Genomic DNA, 23,330 nt, shown 5'->3' with positions numbered 1-23,330 from the left:
TTGCCGATCGACCGAGGACGCTAACCGGCTATTGGACGGGAACGATGCCAAACGCCAATTGGCTAATCCTCATCTCAGAGGTTGGCAAGGCACTGAGCAGAGAATTGCAAATTGAACATGGCGAAAGTTAGATTGAAGAAGACATCGAATGGTGAGGCGAATGATGAAACCGGCCGATCTGTCAGAGCGATTGCTTGATTTGGCGGTGCGTGTGGGGAAAGTAGTCGATGCGTCGCCGGGGACTCGGTAGGGAAAGCATATCGCGGGGCAACTGGTTCGAAATGGAACTTTACCTGCACCAAATAACGAAGAGGCTTGTGCGGCAAGCGTCGTCGAGATTTCATCCGCCAAGCTCGCGTTACGCTCTAAGTGACAAAACTACAATGGTTTAAGGGACGACCAGAAATTTCAGTCGTTGGATTCGTCGACCAACAGATTGATGTAGCGTTCGATTTGATCAAGTTTTTGGCTGACAGTTTCGAGATCCGATTCGTGTGCTGCTTCTTCACAGCACTTCGCCAGTTCCGTCAGCTTTGGCAAGCCGACCGTGCCGCCTGAACCTTTGATCCAGTGAATCTTGGTAGCTACGGCATCTAAATCATCACCACGGAACGAGTTCCAAATCGCCGGAAGTTGCCCATGGACTTTGGTGACCAAGTCAATCGCGAATTGACGCATCCAATCATCCGGAAGGTGCGGTTTGCCGTCTTCTAGCGACGAATCGACGAATGGTTCTTCGGCAGATTCGGCGACCGGTTCGGTCAGTATCTGCGACGAGGTTGCTTGAGATTGTGATGAGTGTTTTGGCGGCAGAACGCTGATCGTTTCGTTTGCCCAGTGTCGTACTTTCTCTAGGACGAGGTCTAGGTCGAGCGGCTTAGAAAGGTAGTCACAGCATCCCGCTTCGCGACACTTATTGTCGTCACCTACCATCGTGTTCGCAGTCATTGCGACGATCGGAATGGTGAGTCCTGCTTCACGTAGCTTCGCTGTCGCGGTGTAGCCATCCATCAACGGCATTTGCATGTCCATCAAGATGACATCCACTTCGCGTTCGATGATGTCGTGACGGTCGTTGACGAAGTAGTCGACGGCTTCCTTTCCGTTTTCAAGTTTCATTACCTTGGCGCCGGCGTTGCTGAGTAGGCGATCGATCAGGTCGCGGTTGGTCGCGGCATCGTCAACGACCAGCACCCGAGCGCCCGTGACGGTGATCGTTTCCCAGCGAGATTCGGCATGTCCGAGGGCAAGCTTGATCGCTTCCATTCGTCCGATCATCCGCGTACCCTGAACGAGCGGCGTCGCGATTTTTAGCGTAAACGTACTGCCGACGCCGGGGGTGCTGGCGACCGTCAGTCCACCGCCTAATGCTTCTGCGAGGTGTTTGCTGATCGAAAGCCCAAGACCCGTACCGCCGTATTTCCGGGTCGTGGACGTATCAGCCTGAGCGAAGGGGTTGAATACCTTCGACATCTGTTCTTCGTTCATGCCGATACCGGAGTCTTCGATTGCGATCGACAACGATGGTTGGGGGGAATCTTCGAATTTGATCACCACGTCGATGCCGCCTTCGTTGGTGAACTTGATGGCATTGCCGAGGACATTCGTGAGGATTTGTCGCAATCGTGTCGGATCGCTCATCACGTATTCCGGAATATCGGACTCGGCCAACAGAGAGATTCCGATTCCCTTTTGTTGTACTTTACCGGAGAGTGATTTGATGACATCACCGACGATCTTCACCGGTGTGCACTCAATCTGCTCGACTTCGATTCGCTCGGCTTCGATCTTCGAAAGATCCAGGATATCGTTCAGCAAGTGCAGTAGATGGCTACCGTTGCTATGGATGGTTTCGAGTTGAAGTCGCTGTTCGTCCGGTTCACAGACCACACCACGCAACATCAATTCGGTGTAACCCAAAACAGCGGTGATGGGTGTGCGGATTTCGTGGCTCATTCGAGCTAAGAAATCACTTTTGACTTGATTGGCGTGCTCTGCGGCGTCCTTGGCTTCTTGTAAGTGGACTTGGGTTGCCCGCAAACGATCCGCCGTTCGTTCGATTTCGACGTTTCGTTGTTGGAGTGTCGCCGTTCGTTCGGCGACCTTTCGTTCCAGTGTTTGGTTTAAGTCTTGTAGTTGGCGAAATCCGTCAGCCTTTTCGAATGCCGCGCCGGCGGCCGACGACAAGTAGTTGGCAATTCGCAGTTCGTCGTCGCCGAACATTCCCATCATGAATGAATTGGCGACGTAAATATGCGCCGTTACCTGGCCGCGGACTAAGATCGGGCAGCACAAGAATGTTCCGTAGTTTTGTTTCTTGATGCCAGCCGAGTCACCGGAGGTGGTTTCAATGATGTTTTCGAAGTCGCAGACAATGGCGGACCGTTGTTCGTCCGATTGACGAACGATATCGAGGTCAAATTGGGCTTGGAGTGAGTCGCCGATCCAATTGCCGTCGCGATCTTTTCGGATTAGCAAGACACGATCGCCACGTAGCAGACGTGACGTTGCTTCGATGATTTCATGATCAATTTCGGATTGATCGGTGCAGACCGCAATCTTGCGGCCGGCTTCGAGCAACGCGTCGAAGCGATCGACCAACGAGACGGACGACTCCTGATCGGTCGCGCCGACTTCGGTTTCATATTGCAGCATCGCTTCGCGAGCCGCATGCAGTTCTTGTTCGTCAACCTGCCAATTGGTTTCGGCCGCCAATTCGGCATACATCAGTGTGGTCTGGATTTCTTCCAATCGCGCGCCTTGGTTGCGAGCGACGATTAGCGATTGACAGAGATAGCTTTGCGCACTCCGGACGCGGCCTGTCAGTGCACAGACCGCGCCCATTTCACGAAGAGCGTGGGGCAATTCGTTCGTAAATTTCCTTGAAATGCGGAGTGCTTTCCGGGCCGCGGAACGCAGTTCACGCAGTTCGCGTCGACGTATCGTGGCGATCTTTGCCGGCTGGGTTTCAATTTTTCTTCGCAGAGCCGAGACGTGCCAAGCAAAGCAGGGACTGGTGTAGGCATTGAACACGGACGCGGCTTCGGCGGTCTTGACCGCTTCGCCAAGTGATTTGGCAGCTTCGGTATAGTTGTCCCGATAGTAATGAAACACCGCGTGGGCGAGTTTGACGTGGCACTCACGCTGGGCGTCATCGACATCACGGCCGACTTCGATTTGCAGGACGTCTTGGGGAATGTTACCGAGCGAAGCCCGAGCCCAAACATCGACGATATTGCCGGTTCCCTGAAAGTCACTTCTTCGGACGGCGGAACGATAGTTGGTTTTCGCGTGTTCAAGGGCCTCGGTGAGGTGACCTTGACGATAGAGCGAGGCGGCGTACTGATACCGTGCCGTGTGTACTTCCCAGAAGTCGCCGGTTCGTTCCAAAATCGAAACTGCTTGACTGGACTCGTGAACGCAGTCTTCGAACTGGCTGGACGAATACAGCAGGATACTTAAAAAGTGCCGGGACTGGCCTTGTCCCCAAATGTCTTGCAGCTTTTTTCGAATCTCAATCGATCGCGTCGCATAGCGTTTGCCTCGGTCATACCAACCGAGCAAGCTCATTGCGGGGGCATGTTCGCTGTACGCTTGCGCGAGCGTCGTCGTCGGACGAAAGCCTTCACCGCGATTCATCCCGCGCAAATGTGACCAGAGGGTGTAGTACTTGTCTCGCGTGTACCAGTAGCCATGCGCGATATGGCTATACAGTTTCTGCCGCAGTAATTCGGATTCGTCCGGTTGTCGATCACCACCGTGAGTCAATCGTGGGAAATAGGTATGCAGTGATTGGACGGTGATTTCTCGCAGCAATCGCATGCCGAGTTGAACGCGATTGTTGCAAATCGGTTCACCGAGGCGTCGGAGAGCAGCCTCGTAGTACTCGACCGCCTGGACTTTGTTTCCGCGTTTAAACGCAAGTTCCCCTAAGCGAGTTGAGACGACCGCCTCGTCATGATCGCTAATCGCGCTGACGGCACATTTGGCCAACCACTCTTGGGCCTGATCGTATTCGCCTTGGAGCATCACCACTTCGCTCATCATCGATTCGATGCGATGGCGAGTTTGCGGGTCAGCGTATTGCTTGGCTCGTGACGCGATCTCGAGTTGTCGTCGCGCGCTGCTGAGAGAAAACTCGGCTCGGGCGGCATCTGCGGCGGCAAGCGCGTGTGGCAACGCCTCGCGATGCATGCTCGCTTCGTCAAAATGGTATGCCAAATCGTAGTGTGCGTTGCCTTGCGTTCGGGCGAGGTAGGCTCCGATTTGGCCGTGCATCCGTCGTTTGACGTTGGGCTTCAAGTCTTTCAGGACGGTTTCCCGAATTTTGTCATGCGCGAACGCATACTCACCGTCCGGTTTGCTCCAGATTAGTCGCTGACGGCGAATGTCGGCGATCAATGAAAAGCTTTCTTCAAGATCGATCTTCGACAGCGTCGCGACCGCATCGAGCGTGAACGTGCTTCCGATTACGGCCGCGGACTCAAGAAAACGAGCCGCCAATTCAGGTAGGTTCTTGATGCGTCCGGAAAGGACTTCGCCGGCGCTTTCGGCCGTTTGGAAGTCGGCCAAGTGATCACGATTGAGCACCCAACGTTCTTGTTCGGAAACTAAAACCGATGATTCGACCATCCCACGAAGCACGGCCGAAGCCATGAAGGGGCTGCCTTCGGCATAGTCCGCGATGACGCCAATGGCGTCGACCGGCAAAGCCCCGGCCATCGATTCACACAGTCGTCCGATGCTGGTTCGATCAAGTGGTCCGAGCGACAGCGATTGATCGGGTCTGGCGATTTCGCGGATGCGATTGGCTTGACCTTCGTCGGGACGCGACAACAGCAAGAGCAGTTGATGTGAGGCATCACTTCGGGTCACCCGCTGTAGCACACGGATCGACTGGTCGTCCATCCACTGGCAATTGTCGAGGGCAACAACCACCGGTTTTTCGGCGCTTCCGAGTCCGGTGAGTAGGGCGGCGAATGCGGTCAGAATCCGGCTTTGACCTAACGCTTCCGGACCTGAGAGTCTTCGTCCGGTCCACTGAAACACGTGAGCCAACTTTGGCATCGCGGTGACCACTTCTTCGCGATAGTCCGACATCAGTTCGGCAAGGCGTTGGCGCAACACGTCATCGGTTTGGCAAACTGTGGCGAGTCGATCGATGACCTGCATCCATGGTGCGTTCGGTTCACCGGTCGCTTGATCGGTCGAGTCACCGTACAAGACGATACAGCCCAGACGTGTTGCCAAACGCGACATTTCTTGGGTCAGTCGGCTCTTGCCCATCCCTGACGGAGATGCGATCAAAATTTGACGCCAAGCACCTTCAAAGATCAAGCCGAGGTTATCGCCCAACGCACGCATTTGCGCTTCACGACCGACGAAGGCCGGGTCGACAAGACCGGCGCGGGCGTCGCTACGACCGATGACGACGGAGGCATCAGGCTCGTCGTTTTCGATCATCTGCAGAATCGCCAGCGCGTCGTCGAGCGCCGCTGCCGCAGACTGATACCGCTCCCGAGGCTCTTTCTGCGCCAGACGCTCGACCATTTCGGCGAGTGGCGACGGGGTGCTACTGGGAAGTTGTCCCGTGTCGAGGTCTTTGGTGGAATGCTGAAGCAGGATCTCACTGATCGTTTCGGCGTCACAGACCGGTCGCCCGGTCAACGCCGCGAACATCACCAAGCCGACGGAGTAAAGGTCTGACGAAGGACCGATATCGTGCCGGATAATGCCAGCAAGTTCTGGAGACGCAAAACGTAGCATCTCGACGCCAAAGGAACTGTCCGGGTAAGCCAAATTGATCCGCCACAGCGGACCATAGCCGGCAAGGACGGCGTGACCGTCGTCACGAAGCAAGAGGTGAGACGGCCGGAAGTCACGATGGATGCCACCCTGTTTGTGGATCTGCACCAATGCCTGCAGGATGTCTACCGCGATCCGCGTGACTTCCAGCGGCGGCAATGGTCCGTCGCGCAAACGATCCGCGAGCGACGTGCCTTCATAAAACGGATACAGAACCTGCAGTTCGTCGTCGACCCATCGATGCGTGATCAGTTTGCAGTAATGTTCGCACTCAACCTTGCTCAATAGCCGTACTTCGTTGTCGAAGCGGACGCGAAGGTTGTTGGGAAGGATCGAACGATCGATTCGGCGTAGCACATAACGACGTCCCGTCTGGTCGTCTTCAACCAGAAGGCTATCTGCATCCGGTACATCCGCTAAGCGGCGCACCAAATGAAAGTGTTCGTCGGAAAGGTCGTGCAGGTTCATTTCGACTGAATCGAGGGGGCCCGATCGGTGGATGCGCACCTCTGGCGCGTACGAGCTGTTCAATCGAGGTGGGGCCTCCCCGAATCCAATGTTTCGCTCACTCAACACGAAACAGCGGTTGCAGGGCCATTGGGGTGGTTTTTACTCGGATACCCGTTGGCTCTAGACAACAGTAGGTCTCCGCTTCTTTACCGAAGCCGTAACTTCTTCGAGGGTTCGCCCTCATTGACGACGCACCGCCAAATCAAAGACTGGTAAGCCCGACGTTGATCCCTAATGATGGGATCAATCACTCGAAAACTCGTTCGCAACACACAGGGGGCATTTCATGTCTGCGATCGATATAGCAACTCCCGTTACCTGGGAGTCGGATTACGCTCAACGCGTCAATCCGGAATTGATGAATCGACTTCTTCACCAGGCCGTCCCGGTGCTTCAGTGGACCGATTGGCGGATTACAAAAGTTGAACGCGGCTATTGCGAGTCAATCTTGCCGTTAAGTGTCCCGACGACCAACCAACATGGCACTCATCAGGCGGCGTTGATTTCATTGTCAGCCGACTACACCGGGGGCATGGCGTTGACGACGCTGTTGACGGGCGTCCCTCTGACGGGCATCCATCGCGGGCATCCCGATCAGTCCGCGTCGCTTTGGTTGGCGTCGATGGATGTAAAGTACGAAAACCCAAGTACGAGTCATTTGCGTGCCGTTTGTCGGATCGATGCCAAGACCGCCGATCGAATCAAATCGCGGTATTTCGGTGGTCGAGTGGTACTCGCAACTCTGACGGTCGAGTTTTTCTCCGAAGACAACGACCGAATCGCCGTTGCCGAGATGAAGTACTTTGCCCAGGCGACCGCAAAACTGTTGGGGGATCGTCCCAATGGCGAACGATCTTCGTTGGCGAAGTTGAATATCAAGAAGTCCGCGCGTATCATCTCAGGACTTCGTGCCAAGTCAGGCCAAAACCAGGGACACTGGATCAACCGTGATGATGGGACAAGGATACGAGTCGATGGCGGACATGATATGTTTGCCGCCGGAACGCACGGAATACTACAAGCCGAGCGGCTACAAAAAGTATTGCCACAACTTCAAGCGATGGTCGCCGCGCGGACAAGCAATGCTGATGAAGTCTTGCAATCGATGCCGGAGATCGAGCAATTGATTATGCTCGGCGCGGGATTGGACATGCGGCCGTTTCGTCTTTCCAATGCACTGCAAGGGGCAACGGTCTTTGAACTCGATCTCCCTGACATGCTGACCGAACGCCAGCATGTCATCGGGCGAATGGAGACGCAGATCGGTGGTGTTCATCAGGCACCCGAACGATATCAGCTAGCGGCTGATTTTCTGCGAATGGATATTGGCAGCAAGCTTCGAAATCACTTCGCGTTTTCGCAGACGGCGGCGACACTGGTGATCTATGAAGGTTGCTCGATGTATTTCGATCATGAACAAAATGTCAAGCTTTTGTCATCAGTCATGCGGTCGCTCAAGAACCCAGCAAGTCGACTCTGGATGGACTGTGTGACACCGGCTGTGATCGACTCCAGCACCGGCGATCCTAACATCCAGGCATTCATCGATCAGATGGAAGGGATCGGAGAGAAGTTTATCCATGGTCCGAAAAACATCGATGACTTTCTAGGCCAATGCGGCTTGGTTCTTGATCGGCAAGTGACCGCAGGGGATGTCTTGGATGACGGTGATCCTACGTTGGCGGAGTATCGTTTCGTCACCGCCCGCCGTGATAGTGTGGGGCTGCCGCCTGCCTAGGTGATTACTTCGATCTGCCCTCGGGCTTCGTCAACCTCTGAAATGAGGATTGGCCGTATGGCGTTCGCCACGGTTTCGGTGCAACCACCGGGGCAAACGCCCGTTGGCTGATAAGCCGAACCGAACTTTCGGTCTTGGCGGAGCACTGGTTGTTCTTTGTGACACGTCAATGTCGTGCGTCGAAGTATCAGGATTCTTCCTGAATCTGGCGCACGACAATTCGGGTGCCTTGCTTGGCGATGATTTGTACCCGTTGTCCGTTTTCGATGAAGTCGCCTTCGGAAACAACGTCGACAAAATAATCACCCATGTCAATCTTGCCGCCGGGTCGCAATGCCCCGGCCGAGGTCCCGATCTCTCCGACTTCGACACGCTGCCAGCCCGGCAAGCTTGAATCGGACGAGCCAACGTCTTGATGTTCGGAAGCCTGGAGTCCGTCGAAAGCCAATTGTGGCTTGAGAGTCAGACGTCCAAGTCCCGGTATGTCACCGATGTGTTTTGCCAAGAAAAGCATCGCGACAAGAAATCCAACAAAGGCGCCCAGGACGGTCAACACATCCCAACCGAGGCTGATCGCATCAGCGCTGTTCTGTGGGATCAGGAAGCGTCGTGAAGCCATCACCAGCGACGTCAGTAGCAAGCCAACCCCGCCGACTCCGGCGACTCCGAAACCGGGAATGACGAAGATTTCGAACCCGATGAATACGATCCCCAAAACAAACAACGTGACTTCGAGCCAACCGGCCGTTCCGCCCAGGAATCGGCTCCAGAAAAATAATCCAAAGCAGAGCGTCGAAATCAGTCCACCGATCCCCATTCCCGGAGCACTCAATTCGATGACCAGGGCGACCAATCCGATGATCAACAGCAGCAATGTCACAAACCAGTGATTGAGGATGACGATGGCGACATCGACGGCGGTTCGGTCCAAGACCATGACCGGCGTTTCTACTTGTAAGTCTTCGGCGAGTTCATCGAGGTCGTTTACCACACGATCGGCCATGCCAAGTTCGACACAGCGTTTTCCGTTGGCGATAAAGAACATTTCCTTGCCGGCTTCGCGAATGGGTTTACCACGTTCCCACAGGTCGGTATCGGCCATCGATTCCCATTCTCGGTCACTGATGTAGCGAACGGTGCCGTCATTCTTGTTGACCGCGCGAAAGACGACGAGGTCCTTGTCGGTCATCTTTTCGGCCAGTGCGATCGGTCGCCCCGTTGCTTCGGCGGTGTCGCGGGCTTTTTGGGCGACCGGGCTACGGAGCTTCGCAACGGTGTAGCGGAACGCACCGTCCTCGCCCATCTCGATCACACCCGCATCGCCCATTCGCGCGTGAGGCATCATGTAGATTTTGTCACAGGCCAGTGCGATCAATGCCGCACCACTGATCGCATCTTTTTGAATAAACGCGACCGTTTCGATCCCCTTGGCATCTTGGATCATGTCCATGATCTGGAAGGTATAGAAAACCATGCCGCCGGGGGAATGAATGTCAAAGATCACGACTTCGGCGCCACTCTCGATCGCCGACTCGAATTTGCGGGTGAGCAGCGCAGTGCTCATCGGGTTGATGTCGCTGTGAAAGGGGATCACGACCGCCTTTCGAGGCGACTTGGGATTACCCGAGACCGCGAGATCGGTCTGCACGGCAGCGGTTGGGCCCATCGGAGCTTCATCTGCCGGAGCTTCATCTGGTAGGGATGCCGCAGGTTGGCTCTCGGCAGATCGGGCATCGGACGATGCCGCATCAGGCGTCGATTGTGCGTGAGTGATTCGGAGGTCAGCGCCGCCGGTGATGAATCCACAAACGGCTAGGCAGACAAAAAGCCGAAGGAATCCGCCGCCCGCGAGGCGATCGATCGGTCGGTTATTTGCGGTGGTGAGCGGTGGGCGCAACATGCGATTCTCTCCATGGGGACGCGTCCGGAGTGATTTCGATCCGTGTCAGCAATTCATCTGGCGATCGTCTTTACCAGGAGTCGACCATCATCGGGGTATTTTAGACCAATCCGAATTCCCTTCCCAACCGTTAAGGATCGCGAAGTCCGCTACCGGCGGGATTTCAAACGGTCATGGTGAAGAAAAGGCAGATTTGATTAGCACCGTAGGCGGTGACAAATCGGAATAACAGCGGGACAGTGGTTCCCTGTGGAAAACGCTGGTGAAAGTCGTCTTGCAGGAGACGCTGAGTTCGATCGATGGTACGCCGCAATCGGGAGTTGTTGGCGTCTAAATCCCCGTCGGTACAGTTTGTGACTTCTCGCTTCAGCGAACCCCATTGCCGCAATGCGTCTGAAGTTGGCTGGGGGCAATCTGGATTGAACTCGTGCGGCCGCGTTACGAACGGCCATTGGGCGTCTGGTGTTGGGTGATTCGGTGGCACTAAACGGTGGGTGAGGGGTGACGAAAAGTTGCATTCGTGGTAGAAGTGTTACCTGCACGAGAGCTGTTTTTCTGTACGCCCCGCAAGTAGAATGCGTGGCGGTGTTGGCGAAAACGGCACCACGGCAAAGAGGCCTGTCAAAGGGCCGGCACACGGAGACGAAGCAGGAGCCCGGTCTTCGTGAACCTTGGACGTTTTGAAGGTTGGCAGCCCCTTTCGGGAGTGTGCCAGCCTCGTTGCGGATCAAGGTCGGTAGTTGCTCAGAGGCGGTTGGTTCCACTTGCTCGCTGGGCTGACCGAGCGGCAAGGTCGTTGGGTCTGCGAAGCTTCGGCTGAAAGCGGCCCGTCGATCGCGTTTGCTTGGGCGCGTTAGGTAGACATTGGTAGAAGCGAAGTTGCATCACGGCGCGAGCCGATTGCATCTTCAATGGTCCACTCGTTTGATTCACCTAGGGAGAATCTTTTTCATGACCAAATGCAAGTTGGAATACGTCTGGTTGGATGGTTATCAACCGACTCAAAGTCTGCGAAGTAAGACCAAAATCGTAGGCGATTTCAGCGGCAATGTCGAAGACGCGCCGCTCTGGTCCTTCGACGGATCCTCGACCGAGCAGGCTCCTGGCGGTTCGTCCGACTGCTTGCTTAAACCGGTCAAGGTGATCCCCGATCCGGGTCGCCTTGGGACGGGCTTCCTCGTGATGTGCGAAGTTCTCAACGCCGACGGGACCCCGCACCGTACCAACGGTCGCGCGACCATCGATGATGACGACGGCGATTTTTGGTTCGGCTTTGAGCAGGAATACACCCTGTGGAATCCCGACACGAATAAACCGATCGGATTCCCAGCGGAAGGCTACCCCGGACCCCAAGGTCCGTACTACTGCAGCGTCGGTACCGGAAAAGCGGTCGGACGTGAAGTCGTCGAGGAGCATCTCGAACTCTGTCTGCAAGCCGGCTTGAACGTCGAAGGCATCAACGCCGAAGTGATGATGGGTCAGTGGGAGTTTCAGTGTTTCTCCAAAGGTGCGAAAGACGCCGGCGACGAAATCTGGTTGTCTCGCTACTTGCTCGAACGTGTTGCCGAAGCTCACGGCATGTCGATCAACTGGCACTGCAAGCCGGTTCAAGGCGACTGGAACGGTAGCGGGATGCACGCGAACTTCTCCAACGAAGTGCTCCGAACCTGCGGAAGCCAAGAAGTTTACGAAGCGATCTGCCAAGCGTTCGAACCACGCATCAAAGAACACATCGATGTCTACGGTGCCGACAATGACCAACGCCTGACCGGTCTGCACGAAACACAGTCGATCGATAAGTTCAGCTACGGTGTCTCTGACCGTGGCGCTTCGATTCGAATTCCGATCGCTACCGTCGAAAACGGCTGGAAAGGTTGGTTGGAAGACCGACGTCCCGCGTCCAACGCCGACCCGTACATGGTCGCCAGTGCGATCATCGCAACGGTCAAGAGCGCCTCGGTTCCTGCGTAAGTTGGATCAAGCAAAGTTGACGAACATCAACTAACTCAACGCCATCGATCGGCTGTAGGATGAAAATCCCCGGCGGTCGTTTAGGTCATTTAATAACCGGTAGCGTCTTGTTGCTACCGGTTATTTTTTGCGCCATCGGCAGAACGCACCGCTGGTACTGAGGCACCACCTCTCGTTGCGGACATGGGGCGTCGCTGCGTTCATCGGCATTGGGCGACGCAGAACGTGCCGCCACGTTTCGGGGGAGGGGAGTCGCTATACTGAGTTGATCTGCTCTGGAGCAAACCTGCGCTCAGCTTCCAATGGTCTCAGTAAATGGGTCGAGGTCCGGCAATGTTTTTAACCTATGGCAACGATCCTTGTCCGTTGTGTGGTCAACGACACCGCATGCGTGAAGAGCCTCGGGCGCGACGATTGGCGTTGCAAGTGATGGCAGAGCTATCGACGACCCTTGCCGGGAGAATTACCGGTGGCCGGAGTCAGCGATTCATGATGGGCGTTCTGATGCAAGGTCACACCGTGTTGATCAGCCGTTCGGGTGCGAAGACGGGCGCCTTGCAGTCTGCGGTCAAGCCGCTCGGACGTCTGGGCATTCGTGACGCCCACACCAATGCGTTGCAGCGGTATCAGGTTTCGATCGCGCCTCACGTTCGCCCCCCCTACACATCGGCGGGAGGTTGTCCGATCGACGTGGGGGAACTCGAGGCGATTCGTCCACCTGGGGTGCATCCGCAAATGGGAAGCTGTGCGGCGCCACACTTGATCCTCGAGGCCCGACGCCGCGGCTTAAACCTTTCAACGGCATCACTTTCTGAAGTCTGGTATCACCCCAATACACAGCGGCGAACCGAGGCGATTGAAAAAGGTCAGGAGAATTACGATCACGGGATTTCAGCGTATCACTGCGAATCCTGCCGGCTGCTGGTGCCCGCATTGCTTTGTCCTTGCAACACCGCAAGTTCCGCTGGTTTGATCGCCTTGCATGAGGCAAAGATTCGGGGTGCGGCGACCGTCGGGACCAGTGGGGCAAAAATCCAAACCGGTGTCAGTGTCAGCGCCTTGCGCAAAAAATTCGAATAGAGAACCCGTCTCGTCAAGGGGCGCACTTGAAGCGCTCTCGGTCTATACTGATGCCCGGCAATTTTTGGAGTCCTCAATCTTGATCAGGTCTGTGTGAAGGGACGGTTAAACTGCCGTTTTCGATCCGACAGCAGACCATAGTACACCTTGGCGCAAAGAGCTGATTCAATGCAAACCCGAGCTTTTCTCTGCACGGCCCTCCTCCTCTTCTGTTCGGTCCCGGTCGGTCACGCCCAGGAAAAAGAAAAGATTGCGTTGCTGCTCGACCGGTCTCCCTCGGCGGCGAACGCGATTGGGTATGTGCATGTCGAATCACTGAACCGCTTGATGGACGAAGCAGGGTTCAAAAACAAGGCGTCCAAAGTAGTCAAAGAGGTTTGGTTCATTTCGGATCTAAACCTCTCTGATTTCCGCCCTAAGTGGGAAGCCGGTTACGCGGTACTAAGCCAGCCAGTCCCAACGGATAGCTTGGTCAAATCCGTCGGCGGCTACGTCGATACCGTGGAAGGACGCGAGGTGGTGCACTCTCCGAATCAGTCCTATCTCGTTCCCCTAAAAGATCATCCCGAACGGCTGGGGATTCTGCGGCCCGCCGATCGGTCACTGCTCGGAAAATGGCTGACGCCGAGTATGGATGTGCAATACACACCATTTTTGACATCGCATGCCAATCAGCCCGAATCGTATTTGTCATTCATGATGGCGGTGGAGTTGAAGAATGTTCTCTCGCCGGTTCCACTCGCCACTCGTTTGGCGACGATCGAATCACTCAAGAGTAACCCTCCCGAGTCAGTCGCAAGTATTCTGGCGTCGATGGAAGGCTTTAGCGTGATCGTCGGTCGGCAGAGTTTGCAACAGTGCATCGTGAAGTTTGAGTTTTCAAAGTCACCCGCTTCGTTGAAGTTGATCGCACCCGAAATGCTTGCCGAGATCTTGGAAAAGAATGGTCTGGCAGCTCCAGAGGTGAAGACCTGGAAGGTGACCGTCAAAGACAATTCGCTGGCGTTACAAGGTCCCGTCACCCATGCAACGCTGAGCGGATTGATGGGCATTTTCAGTTTGCAAAGTCAAGCCGAGCGTGCCGCTTCACGCCCGATGCTTCAGGACGACAAGAAAGCCCAGGAAGCGTACACCACCAAGCATTACTTCGATGAAGTCAATGCGATCGTCGAACGGACTCGTGACCATAAGTCGCAAACCACCGGCGCGATGGCCAGTTGGAATGATCGCCGTGCTCGTCAAATCGATGAACTCGGCACGCTGAATGTTGCCCCGGAGATGGTGCAGTACGGAACCAACGTTGCTGAATTGCTTCGTGGCAATGCCATCAATGTCCGTCAGACAAATATTCAGGCTGGCAAAATCAAGGCTCAGCAAAGTCTCGATAACGGTTACTACAACGACGGCTACGGTTATTACAACTACCACAACAGTGCCGACTATCAGCGTGTTACGACCGCGATGGCACAAGGCAATGCCTACGGCGACTATCGCAACACGCTCAATCAGATCGACAAGCTCACCGCGGAAACTCGTCGTCAGATGACAAGCAAATATCAGATTCAGTTCTGATGCAGCACGACTACGACTGTGTTCTTTTAATCGCCGGCCAAAGCTGTTTCGAAAGTCTGCTTTTGAAACATGATTGGTCGGCGATTTTTTTGTGCCGATTGAAACGCGGTGTGGACTTGTGATCGGTGCAGATTGTTGGCCCAAGGGAGAGCCGGATCGGATACGGGCCCTTCTCCCTCTGCGAAATAGATTCTGCCTTCTTGAACTAAACCGGCGAAAATCGCAGGCGATGTCAAGTTTGGTGTCGAATGATCCGAATTAGCTAAAAGCTTCCGTCTGGGGAGCATCGTCTAGCGATCCGATGATCGGGACATTTGGCTCCACGAAACTTACCTGTCGGTATGGAAACGATTGCTCAAGCGGTCTCTCGGATGGTACGACAAACGTCCATCGTCCGGTCGCTTTTGTTGGCTGCGATCGTGAACTGTTGGTGTGGCCCTTCGGTTGGGCAGGATAGCATTGCGGGGCTGTTGAGCGGCGACCAATCGCAAGCCGGCAAGGCGGGTCTGGCCGCAGATACCATGGGGCCTGGTGTTGAGACTTCGGCCTTGCCTCAGGTGATTGAGCCATCGGTCGAACAGGCACCGATTGATCTTGACGCATTGCTTCAGCCGAACACGGCTTCGACGAGTGCTGCCGGATTTCGAACCGAAGCGTTCGACGGAAACTCTCTTAACCAAGCGGACAATAACTTTACTTCGTTCCCGGATTTTTCCGGCGGGATCGTCATTCTCGGTGAAAACGCCGCACTGAAGATCGGGGGATTTATCAAGGCCGACTTCATCACGGACTTTGATCCCATCGATAGCGAAGACTCATTTGATACCACGCAGATTCCAATCGGTGCCGCAGACTATGAGAACGCCAGGTTTCATGCGAAGCAGTCGCGTTTAAGTTTTGACACCCGCTGGCGAGTGAATCGTGAGGTAGCGCGGGCTTACATTGAATCGGATTTTTTCGGCGGCAATGACGGGGAAAATGGTTCGCTCCGGCTGCGTCATGCCTATGGCACACTGGGGCGTTTTACGGTGGGACAGACTTGGACAACGTTCACCGATTCATCGGCCGTCCCGCAGACGCTCGATTTCGAAGGGGCCGTATCGAACGTGAACCGTCGGCAAGGGTTGATGCGTTTCACACAACCGCTTGGCGACAGTGATTGGAAATGGGCCGTTTCGGTGGAAGACCCGACGATCGATATTGATATTCCGGTTAACCTCGCGGGACAAGGAAGGACAGAGTCTCCCGATATCATCAGCCACCTTCGCTTTGATGGCGAGTTTGCGGAAACTCAAGCAGCATTCCTTGTCCGAAAGATTGGTTTTCAACCGGCAGGGCAACCGGTACTGACCGGGACCGGTTGGGGCGTCAATTTGACCGGATCCGTCCATCTGACCGAATGCACCCGTGTGTATTCTCAGTTGACCGTTGGAGAAGGGATCGGAAGCTACCGGGGGTCTCCCGACGTTGTCTCGACCGGTCCGAATTCGGCGGCAATTTTGCCAATGTTCGGATGGATGATCGGCTGCAAGCACTCGTGGACAGATTGCCTTACCAGCAACATGACGTTCAGCCAACTCACCCTGGAAGATTTACCGGGCCAAGAAGCGACAAACCTGCGCCGTACCGACTATTTGGCTGTGAACCTGATCTACTCGCCATACCAACGATTGTTTGGCGGACTGGAGTATCTCTACGGTTTGCGTGAGAATCACAATCGCCAGCAAGCGGATGCTCACCGATTGCAAATGTCGTTTGGTTTCTATCTTCCTTAGCGCCGCGTCCAAGTCCGAAATCTGGCTTGGGTTGCACGAGCAGTCATCGGCGGTTGGTCGATTGAGTAAAAGTCGCCGTTCGTTCCACGAATCCAGGGCGTCAGAGTGCGTGGCGAGACCCAAGAGCCGACAACGCTGGTGCTCCGTTGACATCTTAAATGAGGACTAGCCGAATGGCGTTAGTCACGGATCTCGAGCAAAAATCGAGGCATATGCACGCTGGCTGATTAAATGCTCCCAAACATTTGATCAAGACTAAGCGTGCCTCGGGCCTCTGTAGCAAATAGGAGGCAAATGCGGGACCTGCGGCTCACAGGTTGGCATGCATCAGTTGGCTGACAACACGATCGACGTCAGTTGATGAAACGTCGATAGCTCGTTAGCCGTTGCGAACAACTGAATCGCTTGGCCCAAGTCAAGTTGTACTACGTTACCGACTTGCCTTTCGAACTCCGATCAAAGAGTAGCCCGGATAGTTTGGCAGGACCATTTGTGTTGCAATCTTGCTATTGTCGGCGGGAACCATGACGCTGAATGGCCGACCATAAACTCCGGGGTTGGGTTTCATTTGAACTTCCCAAATGGAAGTCAGGCCGGTCCGAGCAGCGAGCATGTTTAGCTTTAACATTTCCATCCGCTGGTAGTCGGCTTGTTGTTCATTCGATTGAGTCATCGATTGCTGATAGTCCATCGCTTCGGATCGCAGCATCAAGTTTTCGCGATCTTGCGCTGACGATTCTGCTTGCTGCCAACTTTCCCAGCCCGTTTTTAAAACTTCGAGGTCTTGGTCACTGAACATAAAAAACGGAACGGCGATTTGGTCGCCCGAAGCGAGTTCCATTAGGACGCCCTCAAGCGGATAGGTTCGAGGCTTCCCAGCGAGCAAGCTTACAAAACGTTTTAAATCAGTTTCATCATTGAACGTTTGGTTCTCAAGTTTTGACAACACTTTCAATGCGACGGCTTGATGAAGCGGATCCATCGCCGAGAATGCTTTGCCGTTGATCGTGACCACGCCACGGGTTTTGCCAAGCGTGTAATTCTTTTTTCCGTAGGCGACGATGCTCGCTTTCAGTTTTAATCCATCACGTGACGTCCACGTATGCATCGGACTTTGCTGAGCATTCTCGTCCGCGGATGCGTCGGTCGTCGCCGCGCTTACGAATGCGCGATCCTTGGCCGATAGTTCTGCCAATTCGACGGCCACCAGTCGCCCCGATCGTTTGCGTTTCAGGATCACCGTGGAGTCATTCGATGCGATCATTTCTCCTTCCAGGGTAACCTCGCCGTTCAGGCTAGACCAAGTTCTTGGCTTCGCATCGGCTGAGGTCGCCATTGCGATGCAGAGCGAGCCGATGAATGAAAAACAAGCGAAGTGACGGTTCATGATGTCGCCTATGCTATGGGCAATGGGTAAGGTCAGTGGTTCAAGTTGGACGTCTATTTGACGACGGGGCCGGGCAAATTCACACTTGTGAAATTCATATTAAACAATTCAGTCAGCTGACAATCGGCTGACGCCCGTCGACTGATGAATTACACCCGGAACTCCTATTGGAGCGAGGCAACAGTATAAATCAGTCTTTCTTGTCGGTCTGGATTTCAGGCGAAGTCGTGTCGTTTCTTCGGTGGAGAATTGACGGAGAGAACCAAATCGCCGGGGCGGGGCGATGGGCCCTTGGGAATGTCGGCGAACGACCCCGTAGCCGATCGATAGGTGGATCGGCGCCACGGCGATATCGTAAAAGGCCGAGAGGTAGGGACCGAAAGTATGGCCATCAGCTGCAAACGCGCGTAATCGATCGCAAATCGAATCGTTTCACGGTCTCTCATCTAGTCAACTCTCCTACAACCAGCCAAATCCGCACATTGATGACGGTACTCCGATGACTGGAAGGTTCATTCCGCCAAGGGCTTGACCGGGGGGGCTGAGTTGTCGACGAAGACTAGTGCCTAGTCCCCTTTGAAAAAACGGGATGGAGTCATCAGCCGGCGGGCCGTAGCCCTGGTTATTGCACCGAAACCGTGGCGAACGCCATGTGGCTAAACCTGGAACCGAGTTGGAACGGTGACTAACGCGTTTTTCCAATCAAGCGTGCGTGTTTTGCATAACCTTTACCACACCAGCAACTGGAACCGAGCGTTATGAGGGAGTCGTACGCCATTTACACGGATCGAAAACGAGGCCGGGAAATGACTTGCAAGTTGGTGTTGGCGAGGCAAGCTGCTGCGATGATTGCTTTGCTCGGATCGCTTTCACTTATCGGTGCGTGCTCGTCCGCTTTGGCTCAATCAATCGATTGTGCCGGCTGGGGTGATTCACCGTTATGTGACGGCGCGGCGGTATCTTGTAACCAGCATGGTTGTGATGCGTCTGGCTGCGACGCTTTCGGGTGTCAGGATTTGGGATGGTACGGTTCGTTAAAAGCTGGCCTCGCCGACAATGGGATCACGTTGTCGAACAACCTAACACAATACTATTTCGGCACCGTCAGTGGCGGGAGAGAGCAGACCGGTCGCTACGGAGGCCACGGCGACTATGTTGCCAATATTGACCTCGGAAAGATGGGCATCCAGGAAGGACTGTTCGTCAAGATCCGAGCCGAACATCGATTCGGTGAATCAATTGGTGAAGCCGCTGGTGTGTTGCTCCCACCCACACTCGCGACAGAGCTACCGGTTGCCGATAGCCGCGATCTCTACTTAACCAACGTGCTTTTCACCCAGTTTTTGTCTGAAAGCTTTGGGATTTACGCGGGAAAGCTAGACACGCTTGATGGAGATGCGAATGCCTATGCGAGTGGTCGAGGAATCACTCAATTCTCCAACGTCGCATTCATCGCGAACCCGATCGCTCTGCGAACGATTCCCTACGCGTCATTGGGATGCGGGTTTGTCATCGTTTCTGACGGCGAGCCCCTGCTGAATTTTTTGGTCATGAACCCAACGGACACGGCCAACTCCGACGGATTCGACGAGCTATTTGCTGATGGCGTCGCGCTCTCAACCGAGTTGCGATTTCCGACTCGATTCGGAGGCAAGCCTGGACACCAGTTATTCGCGGGGACATGGAGTAGCCGCGACTATGTTTCGCTGGGGCAAGATCCACGTGTGATTCTTCCAAACATTCCCATCACGCAGGCAGACGGGTCATGGTCACTGTATTGGAACATGGACCAAGCGTTGTGGGTCGATCCGTGTCACTCGGATCGTCACTGGGGCTTCTTCGCGAGAGCCGGGCTAGCCGACGACTCGGCTAATCCTATCAACTATCTGTTAAGCGTCGGTTTAGGGGGCGCAAGTCCCGTTCGCGAAGGCGATTCCTTTGGTGTCGGCTACTACTACAGCGGAACGAGTGATGAGGTTGGTCCGATCCTGGCAGCCGTCGCAGGTCCGATTGATGACAGTCAGGGGGTGGAGATGTACTATCGTTCACAGATAACGAGGTCAATTTCAGTCACCCCCGACTTTCAATGGATTGATCAAGCACGTCAGAATCTTGATGATGTCTATTTATTGGGTGTGCGTATGAACGTGCAGTTTTAAAAACCCCTAAGTTTAACGAGCCGCACACAACCACTTGCGTAGTTGGTTGCTAGAGTAATGAGACAGAAGTCTTTCGATTACTTTGGCAACTCGCATCCTTGGGACGCAATCAATGGTTTTGAAACGTTTGTGTGCGCTCACCGCCGTTCTGGCGATGGCGATTTCTAGTCTCGCTTCGGCTCAAGAAAAACCGAACATTTTGGTTATCTGGGGCGACGACATTGGGACGTGGAACATCAGCCACAACAACCGTGGCATGATGGGGTACCGAACGCCCAACATCGATCGTATCGCAAAGGAAGGTATCTCGTTTACCGATTATTACGGTCAACAGAGTTGCACCGCGGGTCGCGCCGCGTTCCTGGGCGGCAACGTTCCCGTGCGAACGGGAATGACAAAGGTCGGAATGCCGGGTGCCGAACAGGGATGGCAAAAGTCTGATGTAACGTTTGCGACTGTCTTGAAAGCTCAAGGCTACGCGACCGGTCAGTTCGGAAAGAACCACCAAGGCGACCGTGATGAACACCTCCCCACCATGCACGGCTTTGATGAGTTCATGGGGAATCTCTATCACCTCAACGCCGAAGAAGAACCCGAGAACCGCGATTACCCCGGCGACATGGTGTTGGCAAACGGGAAAACGTTTCGCGAGCAGTTCGGTCCTCGGGGCGTTATCAAGAGCAAAGCGGATGGCAAAGGTGGTCAAACCATCGAAGACACCGGTGCTTTGACAAAGAAGCGGATGGAAACGATTGATGAGGAAACGTTGGCCGCAGCCAAAGACTTCATCAAGCGAAAGAACGAAGGTGGGGGGCCATGGATGTGCTGGTGGAACGCCACACGAATGCACTTCCGTACGCATGTGAAAGAAGAGCACAAAAACCTTGCCGGTAAGAACTCAAATGAGTACCACGACGGCATGGCCGAGCACGACATGCATGTCGGCGAACTGCTCAAGTTGCTTGATGAAATGGGATTGGCTGAGAACACCATCGTCCTCTACTCGACCGACAACGGGCCACACTACAACACTTGGCCGGATGCAGGCACGACTCCATTCCGGAACGAGAAAAACTCCAATTGGGAAGGCGCTTTCCGGGTCCCGGCGTTCGTCCGTTGGCCGAAGAAGTTTCCCGCCGGCGTCGTTTCCAACGGCATCGTATCGCACGAGGATTGGTTGCCAACGTTCGCAGCCGCAGCCGGCGCGCCCGATATCAAGGACCAGCTGCGAAAAGGCGTCGAACTCAATGGTCGTCAGTACAAGAATTACATCGACGGCTACGACATGCTCGACTACTTCAGCAAAGCAGGGTCCTTCAAAACCATCCTTGAAGATCAGCAAGCCTGTCCGCGTAAAGAGTTCATCTACGTCACCGATGGCGGCGAAGTTTGTGCGGTTCGCGTCGGCGATTGGAAGGCGATTTACCTTGAAAACCGGGCGGAGCAACTTCAGATTTGGCGAGAACCGTTCGTCAAACTTCGTATGCCGCTTGTGTTCAATTTGCGACGAGATCCGTTTGAGAAGTCACAGCACAACTCGAACACGTATCATGATTGGTTTATCGATCGTGCCTACATCCTGGGGCCAATGCAGGTCGTCGCGAGTAAGTTCCTGATGACACTAAAAGATTTCCCGCCAAGTCAAACACCTGGTGACTGGAGCCTCTCGACGTTAGAAGCTCAGATTAAAAGCATGACGGTGGGCGGCAAGTAACTGTCAGATTCGAGGGCGGGCATCGTGATTGCGGTGCCCGCTTTTTTTTGCTCTACGAAATCTCAATCAACGGTCGAACCTCAAGTGAAACGCCATTTGCTTTTTCTTGCTCCTGTATTTTTCGTCCTCAGCGTTGTCAACGTCAAAGCCGACGATCCGCTGCCTTCGTGGAATGATTCACGAGTGAAGCAAGAAATCATCGCGTTCGTGACGAAGGTGACCGACCCGAATTCACCCGACTTTGTTTCCCAACCAGAGCGAATCGCAACGTTCGACAATGATGGATGTCTATGGAGCGAGAAACCGGTCTACTTTCAACTCCTCTTTGCAATCGATCGAGTCAAAACTCTGGCGGTGGATCATCCGGAATGGAAAACGCAGGAGCCATTCGCGTCGGTTTTGAAAGATGATCTGAAGGCAGTGGCAGCGTCGGGTGAAAAGGGGTTGATGCAACTGATCGCAGCGACGCATGCGGGAATGACGATCGAGCAATTTTCCACGACGGTTGGCGATTGGTTGGAATCGACAAAGCATCCCACCACGGGGAAACGCTTCAACGAAATGGTTTATCAGCCAATGCTCGAGCTGCTCGAATACTTGCGCGACAACGGCTTTAAAACGTTTATTGTTTCCGGTGGCGGGATTGAGTTCATGCGCCCTTGGGCAGAGAACACCTATGGTATTCCGCCCGAGCAAGTTGTCGGTAGCAGCCTGAAGATGAAGTACGAGGTACGCGACGGTGTGCCCGTTTTGGTCAAGCTCCCCGAAGTCGATCTGATCGATGACAAGGTTGGCAAGCCGGTTGGAATTCAAAGCCATATCGGTCGCCGTCCGATTTTCGCTGCCGGCAATTCTGATGGCGATTTCCAAATGCTCGAATGGACCACCAGTGGTCAAGGGCCTCGGTTCGGTCTAGTAGTTCACCATACCGATGCACAACGTGAGTGGGCATACGATCGCGATTCGGCGGTCGGGAAGCTTGATCGGGCACTCGACGCGGCCCCCGAACGTGGTTGGCACGTTATCAATATGAAAAACGATTGGGCAAAGATCTATCCATAACCGATCGATTAGGCGGGCGAGATACTCTGTTGTTATCGTTTCGGTTTTTTCATCATCCACCCGTAGTGATATGGCGGGATGATGATCGGTGACAATGCGTCCGTATGGAATTGCGATTCGATCGCCCAGGCACGGCATTGTTCTGGTTTGGGCCGAATCATCATGTCCGGCCCACGTGGCGTCGCCGGATCATAATTCCAGTGCAGAATTCCGGCGATGCCGTTGGGACGGAGGATTCGGTGGGCTTCGTCTAGAAGCTCATGCGGATCTTCGCCATGGAGGATGTTGAATAGCATTACATAATCGATACTCTCATCCGCCAGTCCGGTGCCGTTGCCAACGAAATCACAGAGCTTGACGTCGACGTTGTCGATGCCTACTGCCATGGTTTTCGATCGGGTTGCTTCAATCATTATCGGGTCGATGTCGAACGCTTTTACCCGCCCACTGATAATTCGTGCCGCGGGAATAGTAAATGTTCCGTAGCCACAACCAAACTCGGCGACGTCGACACATTGACGGTTGAGTCCGAGACGTGTGAGTGTGGTTTGTGGTTCGAAGAACTCGCGCCACATTGACTCCTCTGGCATTCCGCTTTGCCGTATCTTCACGTTGAGTTTCGCCTCATTTCCGGGTCAATTTCTAATCCCCGGAAAT

Annotated in this window: 12 protein-coding genes; 8 read left to right on the top strand and 4 right to left on the bottom strand. The window is 54.4% G+C overall.

Annotated elements, in window-relative coordinates:
• Positions 1–408 precede the first annotated feature (408 nt).
• Positions 409–6,273 carry a hybrid sensor histidine kinase/response regulator gene (locus FYC48_RS14280; RefSeq protein ID WP_149497405.1) on the bottom strand — a complete coding sequence of 1,955 codons (5,865 nt, stop codon included), beginning with the start codon at positions 6,271–6,273 and terminating at the stop codon, positions 409–411.
• A 328-nt stretch (positions 6,274–6,601) separates the two neighbouring features.
• On the opposite strand from FYC48_RS14280, the gene FYC48_RS14275 reads away from it, so the two are divergent.
• Positions 6,602–8,053 carry a class I SAM-dependent methyltransferase gene (locus FYC48_RS14275; RefSeq protein WP_149497404.1) on the top strand — a complete coding sequence of 484 codons (1,452 nt, stop codon included), beginning with the start codon at positions 6,602–6,604 and terminating at the stop codon, positions 8,051–8,053.
• 187 nt (positions 8,054–8,240) lie between these two features.
• Here the strand turns inward: FYC48_RS14275 and FYC48_RS14270 are convergent, their stop codons facing one another.
• On the bottom strand, positions 8,241–9,953 hold the full coding sequence (locus FYC48_RS14270; protein WP_149497403.1) for an NfeD family protein: 1,713 nt from the start codon (positions 9,951–9,953) through the stop codon (positions 8,241–8,243).
• Positions 9,954–10,904: 951 nt separating this feature from the next.
• Between FYC48_RS14270 and FYC48_RS14265 the strand changes: the two genes are divergently transcribed.
• The 4 genes from FYC48_RS14265 (at position 10,905) to FYC48_RS14250 (ending at position 16,351) form a co-directional block, all read left to right on the top strand.
• A complete protein-coding gene (locus FYC48_RS14265) occupies positions 10,905–11,924 on the top strand; it encodes a glutamine synthetase beta-grasp domain-containing protein (RefSeq protein ID WP_149497402.1) in 1,020 nt (339 codons plus the stop codon).
• A gap of 387 nt (positions 11,925–12,311) precedes the next feature.
• Complete coding sequence (locus FYC48_RS14260) at positions 12,312–13,004, top strand: hypothetical protein (RefSeq protein WP_149497401.1); 693 nt, start codon at positions 12,312–12,314, stop codon at positions 13,002–13,004.
• 168 nt (positions 13,005–13,172) lie between these two features.
• Complete coding sequence (locus FYC48_RS14255) at positions 13,173–14,576, top strand: hypothetical protein (RefSeq protein WP_149497400.1); 1,404 nt, start codon at positions 13,173–13,175, stop codon at positions 14,574–14,576.
• Between the two features lie 341 nt (positions 14,577–14,917).
• Entirely contained in the window at positions 14,918–16,351 is a 1,434-nt protein-coding gene (locus tag FYC48_RS14250; RefSeq protein ID WP_149497399.1) for a DcaP family trimeric outer membrane transporter, read from the top strand.
• A 430-nt stretch (positions 16,352–16,781) separates the two neighbouring features.
• On the opposite strand, the gene FYC48_RS14245 is transcribed toward FYC48_RS14250, so the two are convergent.
• Entirely contained in the window at positions 16,782–17,738 is a 957-nt protein-coding gene (locus FYC48_RS14245) for a hypothetical protein (protein WP_149497398.1), read from the bottom strand.
• Positions 17,739–18,544: 806 nt separating this feature from the next.
• Here FYC48_RS14245 and FYC48_RS14240 point away from each other — a divergent pair.
• The 3 genes from FYC48_RS14240 (at position 18,545) to FYC48_RS14230 (ending at position 22,673) form a co-directional block, all read left to right on the top strand.
• A complete protein-coding gene (locus FYC48_RS14240) occupies positions 18,545–19,897 on the top strand; it encodes a carbohydrate porin (RefSeq protein ID WP_235034256.1) in 1,353 nt (450 codons plus the stop codon).
• Positions 19,898–20,009: 112 nt separating this feature from the next.
• Positions 20,010–21,611 (top strand): arylsulfatase, encoded by a 1,602-nt coding sequence (locus FYC48_RS14235; protein ID WP_230627712.1) that lies wholly within the window; start codon positions 20,010–20,012, stop codon positions 21,609–21,611.
• Between the two features lie 84 nt (positions 21,612–21,695).
• Positions 21,696–22,673 carry an HAD family hydrolase gene (locus tag FYC48_RS14230; protein WP_235034255.1) on the top strand — a complete coding sequence of 326 codons (978 nt, stop codon included), beginning with the start codon at positions 21,696–21,698 and terminating at the stop codon, positions 22,671–22,673.
• A 32-nt stretch (positions 22,674–22,705) separates the two neighbouring features.
• Here FYC48_RS14230 and FYC48_RS14225 read toward each other — a convergent pair whose 3' ends face one another.
• Positions 22,706–23,284: a class I SAM-dependent methyltransferase gene (locus FYC48_RS14225; RefSeq protein WP_149497396.1), complete on the bottom strand. Its 579-nt coding sequence runs from the start codon at positions 23,282–23,284 to the stop codon at positions 22,706–22,708.
• Positions 23,285–23,330 lie beyond the last annotated feature (46 nt).

The organism is Roseiconus lacunae (assembly GCF_008312935.1).
GTDB classification, from domain to species: domain Bacteria; phylum Planctomycetota; class Planctomycetia; order Pirellulales; family Pirellulaceae; genus Stieleria; species Stieleria lacunae.
Note: the sequence above shows the minus strand (reverse complement) of the source record. Positions and strands in the feature narration are given on the sequence as shown.